Origin of the sequence: Candidatus Albibeggiatoa sp. nov. BB20 (assembly GCA_016744725.1) — a bacterium.
Classification (GTDB): domain Bacteria; phylum Pseudomonadota; class Gammaproteobacteria; order Beggiatoales; family Beggiatoaceae; genus Albibeggiatoa.
Genome location: JADGDW010000011.1, coordinates 22,371 through 44,873 on the forward strand (window position 1 = coordinate 22,371; position 22,503 = coordinate 44,873).

The window sequence follows — 22,503 nt, forward strand, 5'->3', positions numbered from 1 at the left end:
TCCTCAAGAGCGAGTAAGGCCGTGTGATAATATTTTATGTGACAACAAGCGATCAAAAGGTTTTTAAATACTTAATGATTCTTCAGCTTTATTGGCTAAAATATAATACTGAGGCTCACCTAAATAGCCATAGAGCTTTGACCAATAATGGCATAAACAAGCATCAGCAAAACCTACTTCACGTAACTGCTCTAAAAAATCCCAACCAAAATCATTGAAAACCAGTGAACCTTGTTCTGAAATAGGATTACCATGATAAGCAGGTTCTAAATAGTGTTCTAATTGCCCATTTTTGACTTCAGCACGACACACAGTTTGTTTTGATACCACATGAAATGGGATTGATAGGAATAATTCCCCTGCAGGTTTTAAAACCCGATAAATTTCTTGTAATGCTTTGTTGGGTTGATTGACATGTTCTAGTACGTCATTTGACATGATTAAATCTAAACTGCTATCAGAAAAACTTAGTTGTTCCAGATTTTCATGGCGCATATTCTTAATCAATCCATCCTGTAGCGTACCGCCTTCAATTTCTTCACCTAAGTATTCGCTACCAATACAAGTTACATCTTCAAGAGACTTAAAATAATTGACTAGCCATTGATAAACAGGGGTAATTTGTTCGGTTGCATATAGCGTTAATGGTTGGTCATTGGCTTCACGACGTTCACGAATACTGTCTTTAATAGCGTGAAGAATAGCGCGTTGTCGGTTATTCAAATGACATTGACATAAAATCCGTTCTCGCCAATTGGGTAACCAACCTTTCTCTGTTGTAACGCCACCAAATTGCTTATCAACTAAAAACATCGAATGTTTATCACAGCCTTTACAAATACCACTAAATTTAAATGAATCCTGCTTAGCATGTTGCTCAATTAGGTTTTGTTCAAATGCTCTATTTGCTGAGAATTGCCCATTTAAATAATATTGTTTGAATGAAGCATAATCATAAAACTTTTGTACTATCATTGCTGATTCATCTCTGCTAATTTTTTGGATGCTAAACGTGCAACAGATTCGTTCGGATATTTTTGTTTGACTTGAGTGAATAAAGTTTTAGCTTGTCCAAAATCTTTTAATTCATAGTAACAATACGCTATTTTCAATTCAGCTTGAGCACGCTTGGTACTATTTGCATAGCGTTCAGTTAATTGCTCATAAGTGACTAAAGCCGAAATAAAATCTTGTTTTGAATAATAAGCTTCAGCTAACCAATATTGTGCATCATCAGCATATTGACTGTTTGGATACATAATGAGAAATTCTTGAAAGTTGCTAATCGCTAATTCATCATTGCCCGCTTCCAGCGATAAGTAGGTTTTTTGATAGGCTTTTTTATCATCAGATGTTGTTGGATTGTTTGGTGCAATATTGTTGCGGCCAATAGGTGTTGTCACAGTTGGTTTTGCTATTGGTTCAAGTCGTTGTGTTTCCATGCGTTTAACTTGATGCTCAAGTAATTCGATCTCACCACGGAGCTGTTGAATTTCAATATGTTGCTGTGCGATTTGGCTATCTTGTTCCAACATCGTTTGCCGTAATTGTGAAACTTGCTGTTGTAAGTACAGCATGTCTGATTCAAGTTGAGTTTGTGCCGATGCTGAATGCATCCAAACACAAAGCCCAAACCATAGCCATTTTTGCATAAAACACCTCATAAAGTGAGACATAAGTTAATCCATATTTTGCAGAATTTATGGGAATAAAACAAGATAAACCCATTTTTATAGCAAAATGCTCAAACCTGTTTCAAATAAACGGGAAATCATCGAATCAATTGTAGAATGGAATGAACCCCGCCGAATAAAACGCATAAGCAGTGAGTTAAAAACCAGCCCTTATCCCATCCTAATAAAATTTTTTAAAATCTGTAGGTCACAGGAGTTAATTAAATTATTTTTTAGAGAGTTCCCTATCTTTAGCTGACATGGTATGTTATGCCCAACTTAAGCATAATGGTGTTGCCATGATTGAAACGGATGACATTTTAATTAAAGTACGCGGTTTAAAGTTTGCCCGTGGGGAACGTTGGATTTTTGATGATATAGATTTAGATATTCCACGCGGTAAAATTACAGCGATTATGGGGCCTAGCGGTACAGGTAAAACGACCTTATTGCGTTTGGTTGGCGGTCAGCTTAAACCAATGGCAGGAACAATTGAAATGGAAGGACAAAATATTCCTAAATTACGTTCATCTGCTTTATATAAATTGCGTAGACAAATGGGCATGTTATTCCAAACAGGTGCATTGCTGACAGATTTAAATGTATATGAAAATGTGGCATTCCCTCTGCGTGAACACACAAAATTGCCTGAATCTTTAATTTACCATTTAGTATTGATGAAATTGCAAACGGTTGGTTTACGCGGTGCACGACTCTTGATGCCCAGTGAATTATCAGGCGGAATGGCACGGCGTGTAGCCTTGGCGCGTTCATTAGTCACCGATCCAACCATGATGATGTATGACGAACCATTTACAGGTCAAGACCCGATTTCTATGGGGGTGTTGGTGCGCTTAATCCGTTCGATTAATGATGCCTTAGGTTTAACCAGTATTTTAGTGTCGCATGATGTGCATGAAACCTTGAGCATCGCTGATAAAGTTTATGTACTTTCCAATGGCAAAATCGTGGGTGTGGGTTCACCAGAAGAATTGAAAAACTCGGATTCAGCATGGGTTAAACAGTTTGTGAATGCGGAATCTGATGGGCCTGTCCCATTCCATTACCCAGCCCCCACTTATGCAGAGGAATTATTAGGAGACGCGGCATGATGAATCAGTTTCAACAATTAGGCCGTTCAACCTTAGATTCATTTTCTAAATTTGGTCGTTCGCAAATCTTCTTAGGCCAGATTTTGGCTTCATTAGGGATTTTGTTTACTCGATTTCGCTTAGTCATTGCGCAAATGTATGCTGTTGGCGTGTTATCGCTGAGTATCATTTTAGTGTCTGGTTTATTCGTGGGCATGGTGCTGGGCTTACAACTTTATAATACCTTAGTGAATTTTGGCTCAACAGAAATTCTAGGCGCAGTGGTTGCATTATCGTTGGTACGAGAATTAGGCCCTGTGATTACAGCCCTCTTATTTGCAGGTCGAGCAGGTTCGGCATTGACTGCAGAAATTGGCCTAATGAAAGCCACAGAGCAATTATCAGCCATGGAAATGATGGCCGTTAATCCTTACAAACGGGTTATTGCACCTCGATTCTTGGCAGGCCTTTTCTCTATGCCATTGTTGGCGGCTATTTTCAGTGCCGTTGGCGTATTCGGTGGCTATTTAATTGTAGTGACTGTCTTGCGGGTTGATGATGGTGCATTTTGGTCATTTATGCAGGCATCAGTAGAATGGCGCAGTGATATTTTAAACGGTGTTATAAAAAGTATTTTCTTTGGTTTTGTCGTGACTTGGATTGCGGTATTTGAAGGTTATGATTGTATTCCAACTTCTGAAGGTGTCAGTCGCGCCACAACCCGAACTGTGGTCTATTCCTCTTTGTCTATCTTGGCTTTAGACTTTGTATTAACGGCGGTGATGTTTGGGGATATTTAAAGGGAAATAAGCCTAATTTAAATTATTGGCAGCCTCATGATGTAATGGGACTGCCAATTTTTTATACTCTGTAGTTGATTTTACTGACAGGCTTTAATCTCAGAATGACCCGTTTTGAAGCTTCCTAACACATCTCTAATCCTAAGCAGCTTTACGCTGTTCCTCAACCATCGTGTGAAGAGGATAAGGCCATTTCCAAGTCACTGTGCTCTGTGGGATCGGTTCCATTGTAATGCAATCTACTGGGCATGGCGGTAAACATAATTCACAACCTGTGCATTCTTTCGCAATGACAGTGTGCATATGCTTCGCAGCACCTAAAATCGCATCAACAGGACAGGCTTGAATACATAGAGTACAACCAATACATGTATTCTCATCAATGATCGCAACTAAGCTTATATTCTCTTCTAAATCATCATCATTGCCATCAATTGGCTTGGGTTCTCTATCCAATAATTCAGCCAAAGCTAACATAGTGGTTTCACCACCGGGCGGACATTGGTTAATTTCTGCCTCCTCATTTGCCATTGCCTCTGCATAAGGGCGACAACCCGGAAAAGTACATTTACCGCACTGCTGCTGCGGCAATAATGCGTCAATTTGATCGACAATGGGGTTGCTTTCTACCTTGAACTTGATTGCTGCATAACCTAATAACAAACCAAAAAATAAAGCTAACAAACTGATGACAGCGATGGCAGTTAATATCATTATCATGAGCTTAACTCATTCCTTTTACATTGAATCTTAAAACTTAAATGTGATGTTCCCTGTTGCACTAACAATGATAACATAGCAAATCATAACATAAGTTAATATAAATCAATTTCTCCTTGTTGGCCATAGTGCCCCATTGTAAAATCTTGCATATTTAAAGCTTCATGTGCATCGGTATTATCTTTGGAAAACACAGAAAATGGCTTGTTATAGGTTTTGAGTAAGCCTTCAACGGGTTGTTGTAAATCTTCTAATGCTAAATGGACTGCTGCACGATCTTGTACTATATTTTGAGTCAATTCAATTTGGTTCACTGCGGCAATCAATATCCGGGTTAAATCATAAGCATGAATAAATCCCGTTGGTGCTTTTATGTCATAGGCTGTTTTTAGCTGTGGGAATAATGTTTTTGCTTGTTTTAATACATTTTGAGCAAACGGATCATCATCTATATCCAGAAAAGAAAAACACGTTTGAATAAAAGCTAAATCTAATTGTTCACGCATGGTGACATCAATCACTTTGGGAAAATCACCGCCTGTGATACCCCAATGGCTGGCAATCGGTAAATGCTGTGTTTCAGGTAATTTCAGCATTGCTTTAGCAAAGGTTTTACCTTCTGGTGCATTACCCACGAAAAAAATCACATCTGCATTGCTATAACTAATCGTACGCAAAATAGCGCGGGCTTTACCTTCAACAACACCCCAATTAAACCAAGTGACTCGTGGCTCAGCATAGCCAAGGGCTAAAAGTGCTGTAGTCATTACTTTATGATTCGCTTTGCCCCAACCTGTGCGTTCTAGTAGTAAATGAGGCGTTTTAAATTTACGTTGTTTTACTGCATAATCTGTAATCACATAACCCGCTTTGCTATCGTCTATAGATAGGCGAAACACCCAATTCTCACCGCCAGCATAACGAGTAATAGGCCCAGCCGCTGCCCAAGGCACAAGGGCTAAGATTTTTTGTTGATTGATAAAAGTTAAATTGGCTAATAATGGTGGGGAATGCAGGCCAGAAAAAAGAGCCAGTGCATTTTCATCTTGCAAATACTGTTCGAGATGTTGACGACTGCGGGCAGAATTACCTTGATGATCTAGTTTGACTAATTCAACTGGACGACCTGCTAATTCATTATTCACTTCATGCAGTGCTGTGAGTATGCCTTGTTCAATCGAAAGCGTAGACTCAATTGTATTCGTAGCATCAGCGTCGAGATAAAGCCGAACAGGTTCTGTTGCTGCAAGCCCATAACTTGCAAATAACATACTGAATAACAAACTAAAATTTACTGAGTTATACCAAACCCATAATAATGTTTTATTTAAATTATTTTGCCAAGGTCGTAATTTTACGGAGAACGCACGTAAAACAAAGATTTTAGTTAAGCCATTCATTGCCATACTCCTGAATTTTGAACAGACCTTGGTTAAGCTAAATAATTGTTGGGCTTGCTCTATTGTCAATTGAACTGGGAAGGATGATTGATGCTAATAGTCTCTAATTTGAGCATTCTGCTGCAAAAGTCCATTTTAAATCTAAATTTGTACTCAAAATAATTTGTAAATCAATAAAATAAAACGGCTTAGGCAAAAAACCATTGCATCCTGCAGCGATTGCTCGGTCATGGTCAGCTTTAAACGCACTGGCAGAAAGTGCAATAATCGGTAAATCAGGATATTGTTTTCTTATCAAACGGGTCAATTCTAATCCATCTAAAACAGGCATGACAATATCAGTACAGATTAAATCAGGCCGCCAAGATTGAGCCAGTTCAAGGCCTTCTTGACCATTCTCTGCAGTTTTGACAACAAAACCCAATGGTTTGAGAAAGGCTTTTAACAAAGTCCGATTAGCGGGTGTGTCATCTACCACTAAAATATGATATTTATCACGCGTGCTATTGTGACCAAGCATTTGATAACCATTAGGAATAGGCTGCGTATCAGATTGAGACAACATTGCTTCATTAATATTACTGATCGGTGGTAAATTTAAACATACCGTGAACGTACTGCCTTTGCCTAATTCACTGTGTACACTTAGCGTACCATTCATCATCGCTACAATTTTCTGACTGATTGCTAAGCCTAAGCCTGTTCCTTCAGTTTTTTTCAGATGCTCACCCACTTGTTGAAACGGGTTGAATACTTTAGCTTGATTCGCGGCATCAATACCTTGGCCTGTGTCGATAACATCGAACCGTAAATGCCCGCCGCTGTCATAACCTATTTGTAAAGTCACACTGCCATGGTCAGTAAATTTAATCGCATTACCGAGCAAATTAATCAATACTTGGCGCAAACGTTGTTCATCAACATGAATCATATTTGGTATCGATGATACAGGTTCATAGTGAAACTTAATTCCTTTTTCCCGCGCCCGCAATACAAAAATATTGACAACATTTCTAATAAAGCTATCAAAATGCACATCATCAGAAAATAATTCAATTTTGCCTGCTTCAATTTTAGATAAATCTAGCACCTCATTAATTAACATTAACAGATGTTCACCGCTACTTTGAATAATGTCCAAACCACTACGTTGTTCCTCGTTAAGATCATCATCAAAACCAAGAATTTGTGCATAACCTAAAATCCCATTGAGTGGGGTGCGTAGTTCATGACTCATACTGGCAAGAAAGGTGCTTTTGGCTTGATTCGCAATTTCAGATGCATGTTTGGCTTGATTTGCTTCATCCTGAGCCTGCTGTAATGAATAAACCGTAATGCGGATTAAACGGTGTGAAATGAATAGGGCAATACTGCTAATGGTTAACAATAGTAAAACAGTCAGCACAATTTGCAATGATGAACCCGTTGTATCTTGTGGTGTTGTTTCATGAATTTTGCCGAATAACGGGAAACTGCTGTGAATATTATTCAGCGTAATCGTAAATTTATACCAATTGAGCTGACTAGATTCTGAGTCTAATACTGATAGCTGCCATGTTGAATAAAAAAGTTGTAAATCAAAAGCATGTAACTGTGCTGCTAAAAAATGTTGTAGCCATGTTTTATCAATGATATAGCCAATAGCAACCAAACCGTCTACACCATGAATATCAGGGCGTAAATGTTCTAAAGAGACCAGTAATAGTTGTTCCTCAAGTAAGGTTAAAATTGTTATAGATTCAGTTGAATCAAGTGCGGATAAGACTTCTTTTTGTAGCGCATCTGGAAAATCATACCATGTAGGTTGATCTGCTCTGACAACGACTTTTGCCTGCTTATCATATACTGTGACCCAGTCAAATGCTAAACCTGTATAAAAAGGTTGGATTAATTCTAATAAGCCGTCTCTATTTTCAGTTAGCAACCCATCAGCCATTCGCCAATCTTCAACTAAAACATGGGCAACTTGTTGCGTATCTTTAGCCATTTGCTGTAAATCAGTTTGCACTTTTGCTTTATGAATAAACTGGCTATATTCAACTTGTCTTTCATATAGATTATACTGCAATAAGCTAATATAAATCATGCCCGCTATAAGCAATATGCTAGTGAGGAGTGTAGGAATGAGTAACTTCCAACGTAAACTCATGGTAGAAGCCTTATTTATCATAAAAGTGGTTTGTAATTGAATTTATACATACATTATGGCTTGTGCGACTATATTGATTTTATTATTTATATTCAAAATATTACTGATTTAGCAGACGTGCTTTTAAAGTGTATTATTAATTAATAATACCTCTTATTGTGATTAATAGAAATGGTTTTTTATTTATTGATTTTATTTGCGCTAATAATTTAAATTACATATTAAAGCAATTTCAGTCCGACGTATTTTTTAGAGCTTTAAAAGCAATTGTTTAGCCACTTAAAACAAAACCAAATTCATTTAGCAATTTAAGTTATTATTATAAATATTGTTGTTATTTTATGTTTGAATCTTTATATATATTTTAAGTTCCGATTATATTGCTAAATGATTCCCAATTGAGCTACAATCTGCGGGCTGAAATAACAACTTATCGCCACTCTTAACTAAAGACAACCAATAGCTAAAGCCCTGAATGGAAAAGCTTAAATATTACATATTTCTTATTCTTCTTACTGCCTGTTTAACCCTGCCTGTCTCTCAAGCCCAAGATAACAACTGTATGACGGTTGCAATCGCTAATAGCGTGCCTTGGAGCCAGTATGATAAGGAACAAGAAGCTGATAAACGCCAACCATCTGGATTTAATATAGATTTATGGCATCAAATAAAAAAAGATTTACATTTATGTTCTCAATGGTATTACAGCGAGGATATGAAAGATGCAATTTTGGCGGTGAATACAAACAAAGCTGATATTGGCTTAGTCAATTTTCCTGCTTCAAATGTGTTACAACTGGGTCTACAAACTGCAACAGTTAAAGAATATACCACGACACATATTGTTAAACAGGTGCTTTCTGATTTAGCCTCAAATTTATCATGGAAAATTTTATGGATTGCCCTGAGTGTTTTAGCCATTACTGCATTTATTCGTTGGGCTGTAGATCGTTTGCAACCTAAAGAATATCGCCGATTTCATCGAAATTTTATAAAAGAATTTTTAGGCGTGATATGGTGGAATATCAATTTAATTATTGGTTGGGAAGGTTTTGATACAAGCCGAGGAATCGCTCTATTTTTTGATTTTACTTGGCATATTTTAGGAATGGTAATGTTTGGCGCATTACTCAGTATTTTGACAGTTTCATTTAGCTTAGCGGCCAGTGGTAATCAAATTCATAAACAAGATGATGTCGATGGTAAAACTGTTGCAATACTCAAAGATTCAAGCTATATCAAACACTATCTAAAACAGCGTGATCCACATACTGAATTTATCGAAGTGGATAACTTAAAACAAGGTTTTCAACTGCTTGAAACCTTTAAAATTGATGCACTAGTACACAATAGCGTAGAGTTACGAAACTTTTTTAAAGGCCGTTATGATAGCGCGGTAAATATTCGCTTATTGCCCAGTGTGATCAACTATCAACAATACGGCATTATTATAGATCCAAACAATGCTTATCAAAGCGCAATAGTTGATAGCTTAGCCCGTTATAATAAAGCTCAGGGTTTAGAATCGAGCTTAATTGAGCGTTTATCCAATAAATGGGGCATTACATTGGAAACTAAAAACTTTTGAGCTATGCGAAACAATGCTTAATTAGGCTCGCACTTTTATGATTTCGTCATATTTTTAGTTTAATGTATCGCAGGGATAGCCTGTTATACAATAATGCTCGTAGCTTAAATCCAAAAGGTTAGCCTAATGTATTGGATAGGAAAACGCCAACAATTCCAGCATAAAATAATCCCCAGCTTTTGGTTTTTAATCTCACTCAGTTTTGTCTTTTTGAGTGTTATTTATGTTATTTATGACGCACATCACTATTCTCAACATATCCCTTACTTAGGTGAGATTTTATTTAAATTACTGCCACTGCTTTGGTTTTTGGTATTTATTGAGCGTTGGCTTAGCTATATTTTTCTATCAGACCTTGTTTCCCGTCAGCAGCAAACCTATCAATATTTACTCGCAAGTCTGTTTCCTGCTTTACGTTTAAGCCATCTCTCAGAGAACAAGGTGTGGCTTGGGAATTGGAAATCTGTTGATACCGATAATGTAGCTAAAATAGAACAACTCTTTACTTATCCTATCTTATTAATTGCGCTCATAGTGCTTGCACCCCTGTCGGTTTTATCCCTTTGGATTCCAACTGAATTTTTAATCCAACAGCCATGGTTCATGCACGCAAAATTGTTAGGCATGAGTTTGATTGTGACATTGTGGATTATTGAATTAGCGATTATGTTGGGCATTTCATCAAAACCGCTGCAATATTTAACAAATCATTGGTTAGATTTATTGATATTCATTTTCCCATTAGCAGCCCTCAACCGCCTGATTCAAGTATTTGGTTTCCAAGCTTATTACAATTTAATTGATAATTACATTGTCAGATTCATGTTTTTGCTGAAAATTGTTTTTTTAGGATTATCAGCTATTTTAATTCAGTATTATCAAACAGATCATGGAATGCAGAGCTTACATTATTTAGATGAGATGCAATGGATTTTGTTTGGATTATGGTTTGTTTTTGCAATAGAACGTGGCTTGTATTTAAGTCTATGTCCAAATAAAACATGGCGTAGTTTCGTCGCCGCATTTTTTATCGTGTTATTTCCCCCGTTACACTTGGCAGCACGCCGCTGTCATACTGAGGAATATATCTGGTATTTTAGCCACTGGGAATTAGTGAGAGAAGAGCTATTTGACAAGATAGAACGGCAATTTTTATTTTGGATTATATTAATATTAGTGATAATGACTCCATTTTGGTTAATTGAGCTTATTTTTTCGAAAAAGTTACACGACCACATCTTATTACAACATATCATGAATACAGGTAATGCTATTGTTTGGGCTGTATTTGTCGCGGAGTTTGTGATTGAGATTTCAATTACTAAAAAATGGCAACAATATCTGCTTAAACATTGGGTTGAATTATTAATTATCCTATTACCAATGCTAGCATTTGCCCGATTCTTGCGTTTTGCTCAATTTGGGTTTTTAGCAAAATTTGGCTTTATTCAGAAGATGGTCGTCACTTACAGCGCAAAATGGCAAAAATTGTTGAATATCTATCGCGCACGTTCAACCATGAATCGTTTAGTGAGACTTTTTATTTTGGTAGATGTGATTCGACGTTGGCAACAAAACCGCAACCCACAGAAATATTTGAAAAAATTGCATGAGCAGTTAGAAGAAAAGCAGCAGGAATTAGATATTATTAAACACAAAATTTCAGAAACTGAGAAATTGATAGATACTTAATATTTTTATTTCAGACTCCAAATTCAACGAACCACAATTTATTGAAGATAAAACCGAATCAGTATCACTGTTGCCCATTGTTGTTGTTTTTCAGGAGGATTATATCGCCAGTGTTTTTTCACATATTGCATGGCATGATTATCTAAGCGAGTCGAGCCACTGCTACTGACTATTGAAACCTGTTTAACTTGTCCCTGTTTAGCAAAAATAATCCTTAATTTTACTGTGCCTTGCGCATTCAAGCGGCGCAAAATTCGCGTATAAGGAGGTTTAGGCTGGTGTAAATAAGCTTGATTAAAACGTGGCCTTATTTTTTTAGGTACTGTCACGACAAGTGGCTTTGATACGCTTTTCCCTGCTTTATTATCTTGATTGGCATTGCTTGCCGTTTTATGTTCGGTCTTTTTAACTGTTTTGGATGGATTGGTGTTATGCGTCGATTTTACGGTGATTTGTTTGGTTGTATTAGATTTTCTAAGTGCTTTTTTTGATTGACGGGTTTTGGTTTTAGGTTGTTTTTTTTTCGATTGGGATTTTCTCGGTTTTTTATTAATTTTTTTGACCGATTTGGGTTTGTTAACAGCCACAGGACGACTCGCTGCTTTAACCATTTTGACAGGGGTTGGAGTGGGCTTTTGTAATTGGATGAAACTCACTTGAACAGGGCGTTGCAGCGTTTTTACGGGTATTGGCTTGGGTTGTAATAGAAACATCCAAACCAAAACCGCATGAAAGCTAATAACAAAACTTAAAAGTGCAGCAGCTTTGAGTAAGGCAGAAAAAAACATGGCAGCCCGCTACTTTTTCAAAATATCTAATTGCGTGGTTACTTTACCAGAAAATAAAAACGCTAAATCAACCACAGGAATCACGTTTTCTTCATATTTAAAACAGGAAATAGCAAACGGTTTCCATAACTCTTGATAATCAGGCAATGGGCACGCGCTATCGTCAGTAACGTATACACTTTGCGGTAAGTCAACCAAGTGCATGGCAACATAAGTAATGTGAATATCGGTTAATTGGTAAACAGCAACACCTAATAAATCATTTTCACGCTCAATTGTACGCCCTGTCAATAACGCACCCACATCAAGTATAGGCAAAATCTCATTTTCCCATACAATCACTTCATTACAATAAGTAGGACAACGGGGAATATTGAAAATATCTGCTTCCATTAAAACGTGAGACATTTCATGTGCACCCACTGCAGCCCGTAAACCTTGACCAAAATCCAGTAACCACGCACGTGTTGTTTCTTGTTCTTCTGCCATTTTTACACCATCTCTGCTGCATCTAATGCCGCCATTTTATCCATATATTGCTCTGATAAGTCAATTAAATATTTAGACATATCGGGGCCTGATGAAATACAAGCAACATCGCCTTCATAAATGAGTAATTCACTGATGGGGGAGTGTGGTGTACGCATGATTGAGGGTACAGGCTGAATGTATAAATGTTCTTTTTGAACGTTCATATCTTCTAATTCGTCACAGGTTAAACCCAGCGGTAAGGTATCGTCATCCAGTGATTTGAGCAATACAAAATATTCACGAGACTTTGGTAATTCAGTCAGTTCAAGCAAGTCAAAGCTGCCTGTAATACAGAATACGGGGGCATCATCACCATGGCCATGTTGTCCAAACCAACCAATTGATCCAATTTCAGTTTGCTCTACTTCCAAATCGGCAATAATTTCAACTGATAAAACATCATCTTGCGGAATAAATAAATCTAATCCATCTAAAACCATGTGCACATAAAGCTCGGGATGGTGAACTTTAGCAACCATCATACACCTCACTATTTTAAATCATGCTGCTAATAATAGAGGTATTATGATAAGACAACAAGTGATGGTTCTATAATTACACCGATTCAATTTATTGCTGAGAGAACGCTGTCATTTCTGCGATATATTAAACAGAATGCCTTTTTTGCTGATTGGCAAAGCTCAGGTTTTTAAATATAGCGTTTTATTTTAAAGTGATACAGGATTCGCCGTCCTAAATTTCAAAAGTGATTGATATTTAAACTATAAAAGAATTGCCAGTCCTAACATATAAACTGAAATTGACTATGATTTCTATTATGTGGTGCGGCGGAATTAGGAAGGATTTAAAATGTGAGCTTGAATAATAAATGTGGAATTTCTTGATATAGCCCATTTTTTCAACTTTAAATGGCTGTGACGAGAGGATTTATTTGTGTGGCAGACTATTGATTGTTTTTTATGATTTGCCGTACTAAATAACAGTAACGCGCTCAAAAACACTATTTATTATAAAATTGGCGGTGCTATGTTGCATTAAATATATTCTACGCTGTTATAATAATTTGAACTTTTAAACTGCTACTCATGCTGGTTAATTTTTATCAATATAAATCCATCGTTTGTATAAAGTATTCATTTAGGGTGGAATAGATGTGCCCCAAATATTAATCAGATATGGACTTATTATCACGCACCGTATTCCACCTTTTCAATGCCCAACATCTTTAGTGGAAAACACTGCGCTATTCCACCCTACTAAAGTTCATTTTTAGACGGAGTTCAGTATAGATTCCTCACAAGAAGTTCTACCAATTTAGCCACCAGATTAAAAAAGTTCATCTTTAGGTGTTAAAGCCGCTTTTTTATTGATTTTTTCGCTTGATGTCACATAAGCACGCTTGGGTGCAGCCGTTTGGACAGGCTTTTTAGGCGCAATTTCCCGCCATGATTCTAATTTTTTTCTGGCTTTAGGCTTGGTTGCGCTGGCGATAATCGTTGACTCTTGCGCTTCAGCAATATCTTTTGCTGTTTCAGCTTGATGTTGTTCAGATTTTTTAATTAATGGATTCATGACAGATTCTTCAGTTTCAAGCCAATTTCGTTCTCGAGATGCAACCGCAAAACCTTGAGGTTCTTCAAGTGGCGGTAAATAAGCCTGTGTGACACGGGACATATCAATAAGTTGTATTTTTACAACAGTCCACAACACAATGCTTGCTGTCAATAATAATAATAATATATCTAACTGCCACCGCCATTGTGTTGGGTTTACTGTTTTTTTCTTGTTAGATTTCTTGGACATAAGCTTTGGCTCTAAGGAATAAGCGATTTTGAAATTAAGTGTTATATAATAAGCTAAAAGCAAAATATATGCACTGATTTTTTTACCACACAATTATTTTTATATAGGTTTAAGTTTAATGCACAATAACCATTTTGAACCAGAGCCAGATGATAGTTTATTGTCAGAAATCAACATTATACCGCTGGTTGATGTCATGTTAGTATTGTTGATTGTGTTTATGATTACAGCGCCTTTGCTGACACCACATAGTGTTGTCGTAAATTTACCACAAACCAGTGATGCGCAAAATCCTATCAATAATCCGACTCATATAAAACTTACTATAAATCAACAAGGCCAAATTTTTTGGCAACAAGAATTAATCGATCATACAATTTTAAACCAACGTTTACAGATGATTGCACAACAAATACCACAACCTGAATTATACTTATATGCTGATAAAATGTTACGTTATCAACGATTGCAAGAAATCATGGTTGCAGCCCAAAAAGCAGGTGTAGAAAAAATGGGGTTTGTGCACGAGTCTGAGTAGTGGTATTTTCAATTAATTAAGGACTATGCGTCCTAAAAAATCTAAGAAATAACAACAATCGAGGTCTTATATGTTAAATCCGGTCAAGATCGGCGTATTAGGTTTGGGAACTGTAGGCAGCGGAACAGCCAATGTATTACAACGCAATGCTGAGGAAATTACCCGTCGTGCAGGACGTGGTATTGTTGTGACCCATGGTAGCGCACGTGATTTAAGCAAACTCCGAGCTTGTCAAACCGACAACATGACATTGACCCAAGACCCTTTTGATGTGGTAAATGATCCTGAAGTGGAAATTGTTGCAGAACTAATTGGCGGTACTGAACTAGCAAGGGAATTGGTGTTAAAAGCCATTGAACAAGGCAAACACATCGTAACAGCGAATAAAGCCTTAATTGCGATTCATGGTAATGAAATTTTTAAAGCGGCTCAAGACAAGGGTGTGATGGTGGCTTTTGAAGCGGCGGTTGCAGGCGGCATTCCAATTATTAAAGCGATTCGTGAAGGCTTAAGCGGCAATAATATTGACTGGTTAGCGGGCATTATTAACGGTACAGGCAATTTTATTTTGACTGAAATGCGTGACAAAGGTCGTGAATTTTCTGATGTATTGGCTGAAGCACAAGAGCTTGGATATGCGGAAGCAGACCCTACATTTGACGTGGAAGGTATTGATGCAGCACATAAATTAACGATTTTAGCGTCTATCGCTTATGGTGTGCCATTACAGTTTGAAAAAGTCTATACCGAAGGCATTACAAAAATCACCCGTGAAGATGTACAATATGCCAATGAATTAGGTTATATAATCAAGCATTTAGGGATTGCAAAACGCCATAAACAAGGGATTGAATTGCGGGTACACCCGACGTTGATTCCATACAAACGCCTGATTGCTAATGTTGATGGTGTTATGAATGCAGTGCTTGTCAAAGGTGATGCAGTTGGCTCTACCCTCTATTATGGTGCGGGTGCAGGTGCTGAACCAACGGCTTCTGCTGTGGTTGCGGATTTAGTCGATGTGGTTCGTGCCTTAACTTCTGACCCTGAAAACCGTGTACCTCATTTAGCGTTCCAACCTAATGCCCTTTCAGATATGGCCGTGATGCCAATGGAAGACATTGAAACATCATATTATTTGCGTATGACCGCATTGGATAGAAAAGGGGTGTTGGCTCAAGTCACCAGTTTACTCAGTGAGAATGATATTAGTATCGAAGCAATTATTCAAAAACAAGTGGGCAATGCAGATTCAGTTACAATTGTGATTTTAACTCATGATGTACAAGAAGCTTGGGTTAATCAAGCGATTCAAAATATTGAAGCATTGGAAGGTATTGAAGGGCAGGTAATGCGGATGCGGTTGGAAAATTTGAACGGTTAATATAAAAAGTTGCACGTCTGCCGCTCAGTACGTGCAACACCCTAAGGAAAAGGAGACTTATTAATTCAGTAAATATGAAAAAGGACTGTCAGATTGATTTGGCTTATTCGACCATGCTGCTAAACCAGTGGGCTTAATAATGCTTCGAAAAATTTTTTCTAACTCCATTTCAGTAATAAACCCTCTTTTTAATTCAAAAAACTGGCTATCTAAAGTGTCTGTAACAAATTTATAGAATTCAATATCACATTGATGTGCTTTGCCATCTGTTGTAAATAAAACATGGATTTTGACTCGACGTTTAAGCGCCATTTCAATGATACGTTGACATTCATTTTTAGCAGGCGAACCCGTAATCATAATAATAGATTTGCCTTTTTTGATATTTGTCACCGCATATTCAATCCCTGTGCAAAATACATCATGATAGAGAGAGGTATTTAACTTATCTGGTTTAAACTCAAAACTTCTACTCAAACAGTCTGCAATTTCATTAAAATTTTGTGTCACATGGCTAGAGACTGTGTTACGAATGCTGATAAATTCTAATAATTTAGTGGTATGTTGTTTGGGCGTAGTTTGTTTTAAACGTGTGCAAAAGTTGCGTATATCATAATCTGTTAATTGATATATTCCACTGAAACTATTTACAAATTCATCAACTTGTCTTTGGATTGTTTGTTCTGAACTGAATTCTGTTAACACAGATTCTAAGGCATGACTGATCAAATATTTTTCTGATGCAATTAACCAAGATGGGTCTACAAAAATTGTCAAATCAGAACTTGGATTTTTATGTACAGGAATAGCCATTTTTTTTTATCCTTCTTTGATAGCCATTTTGAAGAAACAAGCAAATGCATGGTCTTGTTTAATTAAACGGACAAAACGAAGGAATTATTTCAGGCTTTTTACGAAAAAAATTAAAAAATATTAAGCACTCTTTAATTTCAATCTATTAGCGATTTTTTGTAATAGGCTGGATTTGACAGTGGTCTTGGATTTTGTATTGATAGCAGATTGTTGATTAGGATTAATTATGACTAAATCCATCACCCATATTGCATTGAAAAAACCAATCACAAAAGATTCGGGGAATCGGGTTTGTTGCGCAGCTTGCTTTAAGCTCAAGGCTTTACTTGTCATTAAAGTAGTGAGTTGCATGTGTTCAGGTTCAAAATCTAAACGAGAAAAATTTGGCCACATTTTTAATTGTATCGGTGTATCTATCGTCACATCAGGAGCCGCAATTTGACTTTGTGAGAGGTATAACGCCGTTGTCCATAAAATATTTTTAAGTGGGATGATTCGTTGGCCTTTAGCTAGAACGCTAAAATCAGCCTGAGATAATTGTAAATTATTAATGCCTGTATTTAATAAATGGGTAATTTTCCACAAGGTTTCTTTTGTTGCTGAGGTGGCTATGACATTATCTAAGCCATTCACAAATAAGGCTGAATGTGGTGGGCAGTAAATTTGCACTACTTTTTGTTTTTTTTGAGTTTTTAATAAAGTAAAAAATAAATTTTTATCTGGATTGAATTCACCCTTTGGCTGTACTTGGTTTGCATCCAGCAAGCTGCTGCTAGGGGCTTTAAAATTACGAGGGGTATCAAGTCCTTCTTTTATATCAATCAACATATCTTTTATAGTTTGGACACGGATCGGTTTATGTAAAAAATGTTGGTGATGAAGTTCTTCCGTCATTTCACTTGAAATTAATAATAATTCAGCTTGCTTTGATGGTTTAAACTCTGCAAAAAACTGCTTTCCTTCAGGTTTATCTATATCAACAATGAATACGTTGCCACTATGGTCATGAGCAGGTAATAATTTAGCTTCTACATTTGCTTTTGCGACCAAACTTAAAGCCACCTTCAATACGGAATGGTCAGTATTTGTCAATTCAACTGGCGAAACTTTAAGTGTAGTAGACATGGTGTTATTCGGAACCTATCGAGTGTTATTGTTATATATCTTGGGCACTTTTGTGAATATCTATTGTAAAGCAACCCTTATGCCTAAGATTAAGTTTGCCATAAGCTTAGTCACTGTATTTATTTGACATATATTTAACAGGGCATTAGAAAAAATGACAGTTTAAATTGTTGTATAAATGCCAACGCTGCGTAGTTTAACCTACATGTAACATGGTTTCATAGCTGTTTGGTAATAAACATGAAATTATTATAAATTGGGGAGGATCGCAAGCAATATGCTATAAATAGTGTCTTTTTAATGTTAAAAGCAAAAAAACTATCTTAAAACAGAGTATTCTATAAAAAATGTATTTACAATAAATTTTCTCGTTCTGAAAATTGTATAGAACGAGAAAAAACTAAAATTTTACTCAACTTTCATCATCACAGTTTGACGATTTGGGTCTTTTGTCCATTCGTGCATTGAACCATCATATAAGCGAGCATTTTTATTATTTAATAACTCACTTAAAATAAACCACGCCCCTGTTGCTAAATGACCACTATTACAATAGGCAATACTTGGTTTTTGTGCATCCACTCCTAAGGCATCCAATGACGTTTGTATTTCCTGTATGTCCATCATAACGGCGGGTGCTTTCCAATAAGTAATCATCTCATGAGGAAAATTTTTCGCGGTTGGAATATGGCCTTTTTTATATACATAAGGCTTAATCGTTAAGCCAAGGTAGAAATTAAGTGAACGGGTATCAATAATTTGCATTTCTTGGTTAGAAATAGCTTGCTCTATATCCGCAGTAGTCGCCAGTAATTCCGTACGTTCATATTCTATTTTGAATGAGCCTTTTTGAGGAGGTATAGTCAGCTCTTTTGTAATCGAGTGTCCATCTGCTATCCATTTATCGGTGCCCCCATTCAGAATAGCCATATTATCAAACCCAAAATACTTCATTGTCCAGTACAGGCGGGTTGCCATTGTCATATCACTGGAATTTTTGCCTTGACTGGTAATAACTACAGTACTGTCATTACTCACACCTTTGGATTCCATGAATGCTGCAAAATCATCTTTATTCGGCACTAATTTTTCTAGCAAAACATTTCCAACTTGTTTATTAGCCCGAATTTTTTTCCATTCGATTAATACGGCATTAGGGATATGGCCTATTTCGGTGTAATTCTTTACTTTAGCGCGAATATCTAGGATGATAATTTCATCTTGATGTTGTTCTAGCCAATCAGTATCAACTAGAGGTTGGGAAATCTGCAAAGCATGGCTGCTAAATGGAAAACACAGTAAAAATACATAGATGTAAAATCGATTAAACATAAAATGCTCCTTTGATGTAAGTCATGTTTAAAAGCCTCATAAATCAAGCTGTTATTATTAATATTGGTACAGCCTTTTTCAGGCTGACACTAAACTAAAAGCGTGTAAACAAGGCTTAAATAAAAGGGTAGGAAGTCGGATTAAAAAAAATGTAAGCACATCACATCAATGGCTAAATGGCAATAAATCAACTATAGTCAATTCCGTCTTGAGTGTGAGGACGGGCAATCCTGAAATACTTTAAATATCAGATAGTTTTAAAACATAGGGCTGCTAATCTTGTATCATCTTAAAATAACTACATATTCATCCAAAATTGAGTTCTTGGACTCAAGATAAAATATCTAACACTTTTTGATGCAATGCCTTATCCCCAGCAGCAACAACTCGACCATCAGACTCTAAGCCCAAGGCCTTTCCTTGCCAATCGGTAATAATGCCACCAGCTTGTTCAATAATTGGGATATGTGAACAATAGTCATACGGTGATAAATCAGCCTCCACCACCAAATCAACCAAACCCATTGCCAATAGAGCATAAGCGTAACAATCTGCGCCATACAAAGGTAATTTAATCTGCTGACATAAGCGTTCAAAGGCAATTTTATCCTGTCCTTCAAACATCAATGGTGTTGTTGCATATAGAATGGCTTGGTTTAATTCAGGACAATTTCTGACTTTAACGGTTTGACCATTCAATGTTGTCGGCAAATTCAAACCACCCACCCAACGCTCACGGGTAATTGGCTGGTCTATCATGCCTAAAATGGGTTGCCCATAATGTAACAACGCAATCAAAGTGCCAAATAAAGGTTTACCTGTGATAAAAGATTTTGTGCCATCAATCGGGTCTAATACCCAAACAAATTCTGCATCCTTATTTTTTACTCCCATTTCTTCGCCATAAATACCATGTTGAGGGTACACTTGCTGAATCAACTCACGCATAATCCGCTCAGCTTCACGGTCAGCAATGGTCACAGGGCTGGCATCCGCTTTGTCATCTACGAAAATTGGGGTACGAAAATATTGGCGAATAACTGTACCACTGGCATCCGCTAAGCGATGGGCTAAACCAATAAATTCCAAAGGTAATGTATCTAACATGGGATTGCTTTACTTTAGATAAGAGGACTGACATCCCTGTAATTGATACAGAAGCCGTCAGCCCTAAACGTGATTAACTTTCTTTATCGTCTTCTGAGGAAGGTATTTTTTCTTGCTGAATACGTTGATAAATCTCTTCTCGGTGAACCGCTATGTCTTTCGGCGCATTCACACCAATTCTCACTTGATTCCCTTTGACTCCTAACACCGTCACTGTGACTTCATCACCAATCATCAGTGATTCTCCAACACGCCTTGTCAATATTAACATAACAGTTCCTCCGTTAATTTTATGGTGCTCATTCCATCTTAAACACCTGTTATGCTGTGGCCTCCTCCAAACCAAAAGCCGAATGTAAAACACGCACACCTAACTCTAAATACTTCTCATCGACTACAATTGAAATCTTAATTTCAGAAGTCGAAATCATTTGGATATTAATGCCTTCATCAGCCAATGTCCCAAACATTTTACTGGCAATGCCTGCATGAGAACGCATTCCCACACCCACCAAAGAAATTTTCACAATACAATCATCGCCTTTAACTTCACGCGCACCCAATGCTTGAGCTGTTGCACGCAAGATGTCTTGTGCTTGCTTAAAGTCATTGCGGTGGACGGTGAAGGTGAAATCTGTCGTACCATCGGCTGCCACGTTTTGGATAATCATATCCACTTCAATATTAGCATCAGAAATCGACCCTAAAATTTTATATGCAATACCGGGTTTGTCTGGCACACCTAATATGGTTAATTTTGCTTCGTCGCGGTTAAAAGCTATGCCTGAAATTAATGCTTGTTCCATAATTTGTTCCTCTGGCACGATGAGCGTCCCTGAGCCTTCCTGAAATGATGAGAGTACACGCAATGGTACATTATATTTACTGGCGAATTCTACTGAACGAATTTGTAAGACTTTCGCACCCAAGCTGGCTAATTCCAGCATTTCCTCAAAGCAAATCTTGTCTAAACGACGTGCATGAGGTTCAATTCTGGGATCAGTTGTGTAAACACCATCAACATCAGTATAGATTTGACATTCATCTGCTTTCAAGGCAGCAGCAATCGCAACGGCGGTCGTATCTGAACCACCACGGCCTAATGTTGTAATATTGTTCTTATCATCAATGCCTTGGAATCCTGCCACCACAACAACGCGACCTTGATTCAAGTCTTCACGAATATTGTGCTCATCGATTTCTTTAATACGGGCTTTATTATGAATTGCATCGGTTTTAATACCGACTTGCCAGCCAGTATAAGAGCGTGCAGGATAGCCTTCTGAATCAAGCACCATGCTCAATAGGCTAATCGTGACTTGTTCACCAGTAGAAACCAATACATCGTATTCACGTGGATTAGGCGGGTCAGAGATAGATTTGGCCATTTCAACAAGACGGTTGGTTTCACCACTCATTGCTGATACGACAACAACAACATCATGTCCTTGATCGCGGTTTGCCATGACTTTGTGTGCGACATTACGAATTTTTTCAATCGAGCCAACCGAAGTACCACCATATTTTTGTACAATCAGTGCCATTGTTAGTCCTTTAATATTGGCTAAGCTTAAGCGTATTAAACACTATTTTACTAAAGAGATAAAGTCAGATATAGGTTTAAAGTGAGCCAGTTCTGTAAATAAAAGTATTCACTAAACTAAGACGAGTAGTTCTTTGGTTATTTTATTGCACTGCTGAAGATGTTTGAGTCACTGCTATTATGCACATACTTAGCATTTATTGCATAATCTGATTTGAGTATAGGGATTTTATAAGATACTGAATTATTTTAGATTTAAAAGTACAGCTTGGGGATATGGCAACAAAAATAGAGTAATATTGTGTTGTGGAATACGATCAAAATTTGATGCTATTAGAGCAATTAAGGTGTGATTTGAGCCATTTTATTTTATTTCCATGTATAAGGTTAAAACCTTCGCCTTTCAGGCGAACAGATTTATCTCCCTAAACTCAAGAATGGCTTATAATATGAGAGATGGAATAC

21 protein-coding genes are annotated in these 22,503 nt (G+C 37.1%); 6 read left to right on the plus strand and 15 right to left on the minus strand.

Features of this window, described 5'->3' with window-relative positions:
- Positions 1 to 63: 63 nt before the first annotated feature.
- Both ABXH34_RS02380 and ybgF read right to left on the minus strand, forming a co-directional pair.
- Positions 64 to 975 (minus strand): class I SAM-dependent methyltransferase, encoded by a 912-nt coding sequence (locus ABXH34_RS02380; protein ID WP_353570256.1) that lies wholly within the window; start codon positions 973 to 975, stop codon positions 64 to 66.
- Positions 972 to 1,652 carry a tol-pal system protein YbgF gene (gene ybgF / locus ABXH34_RS02385; protein WP_353570257.1) on the minus strand — a complete coding sequence of 227 codons (681 nt, stop codon included), beginning with the start codon at positions 1,650 to 1,652 and terminating at the stop codon, positions 972 to 974. The genes ABXH34_RS02380 and ybgF overlap by 4 nt, the downstream gene beginning before the upstream one ends.
- A 320-nt stretch (positions 1,653 to 1,972) precedes the next feature.
- Here ybgF and ABXH34_RS02390 point away from each other — a divergent pair, with 320 nt between their 5' ends.
- A complete protein-coding gene (locus ABXH34_RS02390; RefSeq protein ID WP_353570258.1) occupies positions 1,973 to 2,785 on the plus strand; it encodes an ABC transporter ATP-binding protein in 813 nt (270 codons plus the stop codon).
- Positions 2,782 to 3,564 carry a lipid asymmetry maintenance ABC transporter permease subunit MlaE gene (mlaE, locus tag ABXH34_RS02395; RefSeq protein WP_353570259.1) on the plus strand — a complete coding sequence of 261 codons (783 nt, stop codon included), beginning with the start codon at positions 2,782 to 2,784 and terminating at the stop codon, positions 3,562 to 3,564. The genes ABXH34_RS02390 and mlaE overlap by 4 nt, the downstream gene beginning before the upstream one ends.
- A 141-nt stretch (positions 3,565 to 3,705) precedes the next feature.
- On the opposite strand, the gene rsxB is transcribed toward mlaE, so the two are convergent.
- The 3 genes from rsxB to ABXH34_RS02410 all read right to left on the minus strand — a co-directional run bounded on the left by rsxB (position 3,706) and on the right by ABXH34_RS02410 (position 7,833).
- On the minus strand, positions 3,706 to 4,275 hold the full coding sequence (gene rsxB / locus ABXH34_RS02400) for an electron transport complex subunit RsxB (protein WP_353570276.1): 570 nt from the start codon (positions 4,273 to 4,275) through the stop codon (positions 3,706 to 3,708).
- A 104-nt stretch (positions 4,276 to 4,379) separates the two neighbouring features.
- Complete coding sequence (locus tag ABXH34_RS02405) at positions 4,380 to 5,684, minus strand: ABC transporter substrate-binding protein (protein WP_353570260.1); 1,305 nt, start codon at positions 5,682 to 5,684, stop codon at positions 4,380 to 4,382.
- A 103-nt stretch (positions 5,685 to 5,787) separates the two neighbouring features.
- Positions 5,788 to 7,833 carry an ATP-binding protein gene (locus tag ABXH34_RS02410; RefSeq protein WP_353570261.1) on the minus strand — a complete coding sequence of 682 codons (2,046 nt, stop codon included), beginning with the start codon at positions 7,831 to 7,833 and terminating at the stop codon, positions 5,788 to 5,790.
- 475 nt (positions 7,834 to 8,308) lie between these two features.
- Between ABXH34_RS02410 and ABXH34_RS02415 the strand changes: the two genes are divergently transcribed.
- Together ABXH34_RS02415 and ABXH34_RS02420 are read left to right on the plus strand one after the other, a co-directional pair.
- The gene (locus ABXH34_RS02415; RefSeq protein ID WP_353570262.1) at positions 8,309 to 9,421 is read left to right on the plus strand and encodes a type 2 periplasmic-binding domain-containing protein; all 1,113 of its coding nucleotides are present in this window, start codon (positions 8,309 to 8,311) and stop codon (positions 9,419 to 9,421) included.
- Positions 9,422 to 9,547: 126 nt separating this feature from the next.
- Positions 9,548 to 11,113 (plus strand): hypothetical protein, encoded by a 1,566-nt coding sequence (locus ABXH34_RS02420; RefSeq protein ID WP_353570263.1) that lies wholly within the window; start codon positions 9,548 to 9,550, stop codon positions 11,111 to 11,113.
- Positions 11,114 to 11,151: 38 nt separating this feature from the next.
- On the opposite strand, the gene ABXH34_RS02425 is transcribed toward ABXH34_RS02420, so the two are convergent.
- The 4 genes from ABXH34_RS02425 to ABXH34_RS02440 all read right to left on the minus strand — a co-directional run bounded on the left by ABXH34_RS02425 (position 11,152) and on the right by ABXH34_RS02440 (position 14,196).
- A complete protein-coding gene (locus ABXH34_RS02425; protein ID WP_353570264.1) occupies positions 11,152 to 11,901 on the minus strand; it encodes an energy transducer TonB in 750 nt (249 codons plus the stop codon).
- 9 nt (positions 11,902 to 11,910) lie between these two features.
- Entirely contained in the window at positions 11,911 to 12,390 is a 480-nt protein-coding gene (locus ABXH34_RS02430) for a chemotaxis protein CheW (protein WP_353570265.1), read from the minus strand.
- Positions 12,391 to 12,392: 2 nt separating this feature from the next.
- Entirely contained in the window at positions 12,393 to 12,914 is a 522-nt protein-coding gene (locus ABXH34_RS02435; protein ID WP_353570266.1) for a hypothetical protein, read from the minus strand.
- Positions 12,915 to 13,719: 805 nt separating this feature from the next.
- Positions 13,720 to 14,196 (minus strand): hypothetical protein, encoded by a 477-nt coding sequence (locus ABXH34_RS02440; protein ID WP_353570267.1) that lies wholly within the window; start codon positions 14,194 to 14,196, stop codon positions 13,720 to 13,722.
- Between the two features lie 118 nt (positions 14,197 to 14,314).
- On the opposite strand from ABXH34_RS02440, the gene ABXH34_RS02445 reads away from it, so the two are divergent.
- Positions 14,315 to 14,734 carry an ExbD/TolR family protein gene (locus ABXH34_RS02445; RefSeq protein ID WP_353570268.1) on the plus strand — a complete coding sequence of 140 codons (420 nt, stop codon included), beginning with the start codon at positions 14,315 to 14,317 and terminating at the stop codon, positions 14,732 to 14,734.
- A 70-nt stretch (positions 14,735 to 14,804) separates the two neighbouring features.
- Positions 14,805 to 16,118, plus strand: coding sequence for a homoserine dehydrogenase (locus ABXH34_RS02450; RefSeq protein WP_353570269.1), 1,314 nt, complete (start codon positions 14,805 to 14,807; stop codon positions 16,116 to 16,118).
- A 60-nt stretch (positions 16,119 to 16,178) separates the two neighbouring features.
- Here the strand turns inward: ABXH34_RS02450 and ABXH34_RS02455 are convergent, their stop codons facing one another.
- From ABXH34_RS02455 to ABXH34_RS02480, 6 genes are all read right to left on the minus strand, one after another.
- Positions 16,179 to 16,931, minus strand: coding sequence for a hypothetical protein (locus tag ABXH34_RS02455; RefSeq protein WP_353570270.1), 753 nt, complete (start codon positions 16,929 to 16,931; stop codon positions 16,179 to 16,181).
- A 120-nt stretch (positions 16,932 to 17,051) separates the two neighbouring features.
- On the minus strand, positions 17,052 to 18,056 hold the full coding sequence (locus tag ABXH34_RS02460) for a hypothetical protein (protein ID WP_353570271.1): 1,005 nt from the start codon (positions 18,054 to 18,056) through the stop codon (positions 17,052 to 17,054).
- A 408-nt stretch (positions 18,057 to 18,464) separates the two neighbouring features.
- Positions 18,465 to 19,388 (minus strand): sulfurtransferase, encoded by a 924-nt coding sequence (locus tag ABXH34_RS02465; RefSeq protein WP_353570272.1) that lies wholly within the window; start codon positions 19,386 to 19,388, stop codon positions 18,465 to 18,467.
- A gap of 330 nt (positions 19,389 to 19,718) precedes the next feature.
- Positions 19,719 to 20,495 carry a histidinol-phosphatase gene (gene hisN / locus ABXH34_RS02470; protein ID WP_353570273.1) on the minus strand — a complete coding sequence of 259 codons (777 nt, stop codon included), beginning with the start codon at positions 20,493 to 20,495 and terminating at the stop codon, positions 19,719 to 19,721.
- 73 nt (positions 20,496 to 20,568) lie between these two features.
- Entirely contained in the window at positions 20,569 to 20,766 is a 198-nt protein-coding gene (csrA, locus tag ABXH34_RS02475; RefSeq protein WP_353570274.1) for a carbon storage regulator CsrA, read from the minus strand.
- A gap of 49 nt (positions 20,767 to 20,815) precedes the next feature.
- Positions 20,816 to 22,039 carry an aspartate kinase gene (locus ABXH34_RS02480; RefSeq protein ID WP_353570275.1) on the minus strand — a complete coding sequence of 408 codons (1,224 nt, stop codon included), beginning with the start codon at positions 22,037 to 22,039 and terminating at the stop codon, positions 20,816 to 20,818.
- Positions 22,040 to 22,503: the final 464 nt, after the last annotated feature.

Bases quoted from the DNA above. Each gene is read 5' to 3' on its own strand.
- ABXH34_RS02380 (WP_353570256.1), bottom strand. From the start codon at position 975: ATGATAGTACAAAAGTTTTATGATTATGCTTCATTCAAACAATATTAT.
- ybgF (WP_353570257.1), bottom strand. From the start codon at position 1,652: ATGCAAAAATGGCTATGGTTTGGGCTTTGTGTTTGGATGCATTCAGCA.
- ABXH34_RS02390 (WP_353570258.1), top strand. From the start codon at position 1,973: ATGATTGAAACGGATGACATTTTAATTAAAGTACGCGGTTTAAAGTTT.
- mlaE (WP_353570259.1), top strand. From the start codon at position 2,782: ATGATGAATCAGTTTCAACAATTAGGCCGTTCAACCTTAGATTCATTT.
- ABXH34_RS02405 (WP_353570260.1), bottom strand. From the start codon at position 5,684: ATGAATGGCTTAACTAAAATCTTTGTTTTACGTGCGTTCTCCGTAAAA.
- ABXH34_RS02410 (WP_353570261.1), bottom strand. From the start codon at position 7,833: ATGAGTTTACGTTGGAAGTTACTCATTCCTACACTCCTCACTAGCATA.
- ABXH34_RS02415 (WP_353570262.1), top strand. From the start codon at position 8,309: ATGGAAAAGCTTAAATATTACATATTTCTTATTCTTCTTACTGCCTGT.
- ABXH34_RS02420 (WP_353570263.1), top strand. From the start codon at position 9,548: ATGTATTGGATAGGAAAACGCCAACAATTCCAGCATAAAATAATCCCC.
- ABXH34_RS02425 (WP_353570264.1), bottom strand. From the start codon at position 11,901: ATGTTTTTTTCTGCCTTACTCAAAGCTGCTGCACTTTTAAGTTTTGTT.
- ABXH34_RS02430 (WP_353570265.1), bottom strand. From the start codon at position 12,390: ATGGCAGAAGAACAAGAAACAACACGTGCGTGGTTACTGGATTTTGGT.
- ABXH34_RS02435 (WP_353570266.1), bottom strand. From the start codon at position 12,914: ATGATGGTTGCTAAAGTTCACCATCCCGAGCTTTATGTGCACATGGTT.
- ABXH34_RS02440 (WP_353570267.1), bottom strand. From the start codon at position 14,196: ATGTCCAAGAAATCTAACAAGAAAAAAACAGTAAACCCAACACAATGG.
- ABXH34_RS02445 (WP_353570268.1), top strand. From the start codon at position 14,315: ATGCACAATAACCATTTTGAACCAGAGCCAGATGATAGTTTATTGTCA.
- ABXH34_RS02450 (WP_353570269.1), top strand. From the start codon at position 14,805: ATGTTAAATCCGGTCAAGATCGGCGTATTAGGTTTGGGAACTGTAGGC.
- ABXH34_RS02455 (WP_353570270.1), bottom strand. From the start codon at position 16,931: ATGGCTATTCCTGTACATAAAAATCCAAGTTCTGATTTGACAATTTTT.
- ABXH34_RS02460 (WP_353570271.1), bottom strand. From the start codon at position 18,056: ATGTCTACTACACTTAAAGTTTCGCCAGTTGAATTGACAAATACTGAC.
- ABXH34_RS02465 (WP_353570272.1), bottom strand. From the start codon at position 19,388: ATGTTTAATCGATTTTACATCTATGTATTTTTACTGTGTTTTCCATTT.
- hisN (WP_353570273.1), bottom strand. From the start codon at position 20,495: ATGTTAGATACATTACCTTTGGAATTTATTGGTTTAGCCCATCGCTTA.
- csrA (WP_353570274.1), bottom strand. From the start codon at position 20,766: ATGTTAATATTGACAAGGCGTGTTGGAGAATCACTGATGATTGGTGAT.
- ABXH34_RS02480 (WP_353570275.1), bottom strand. From the start codon at position 22,039: ATGGCACTGATTGTACAAAAATATGGTGGTACTTCGGTTGGCTCGATT.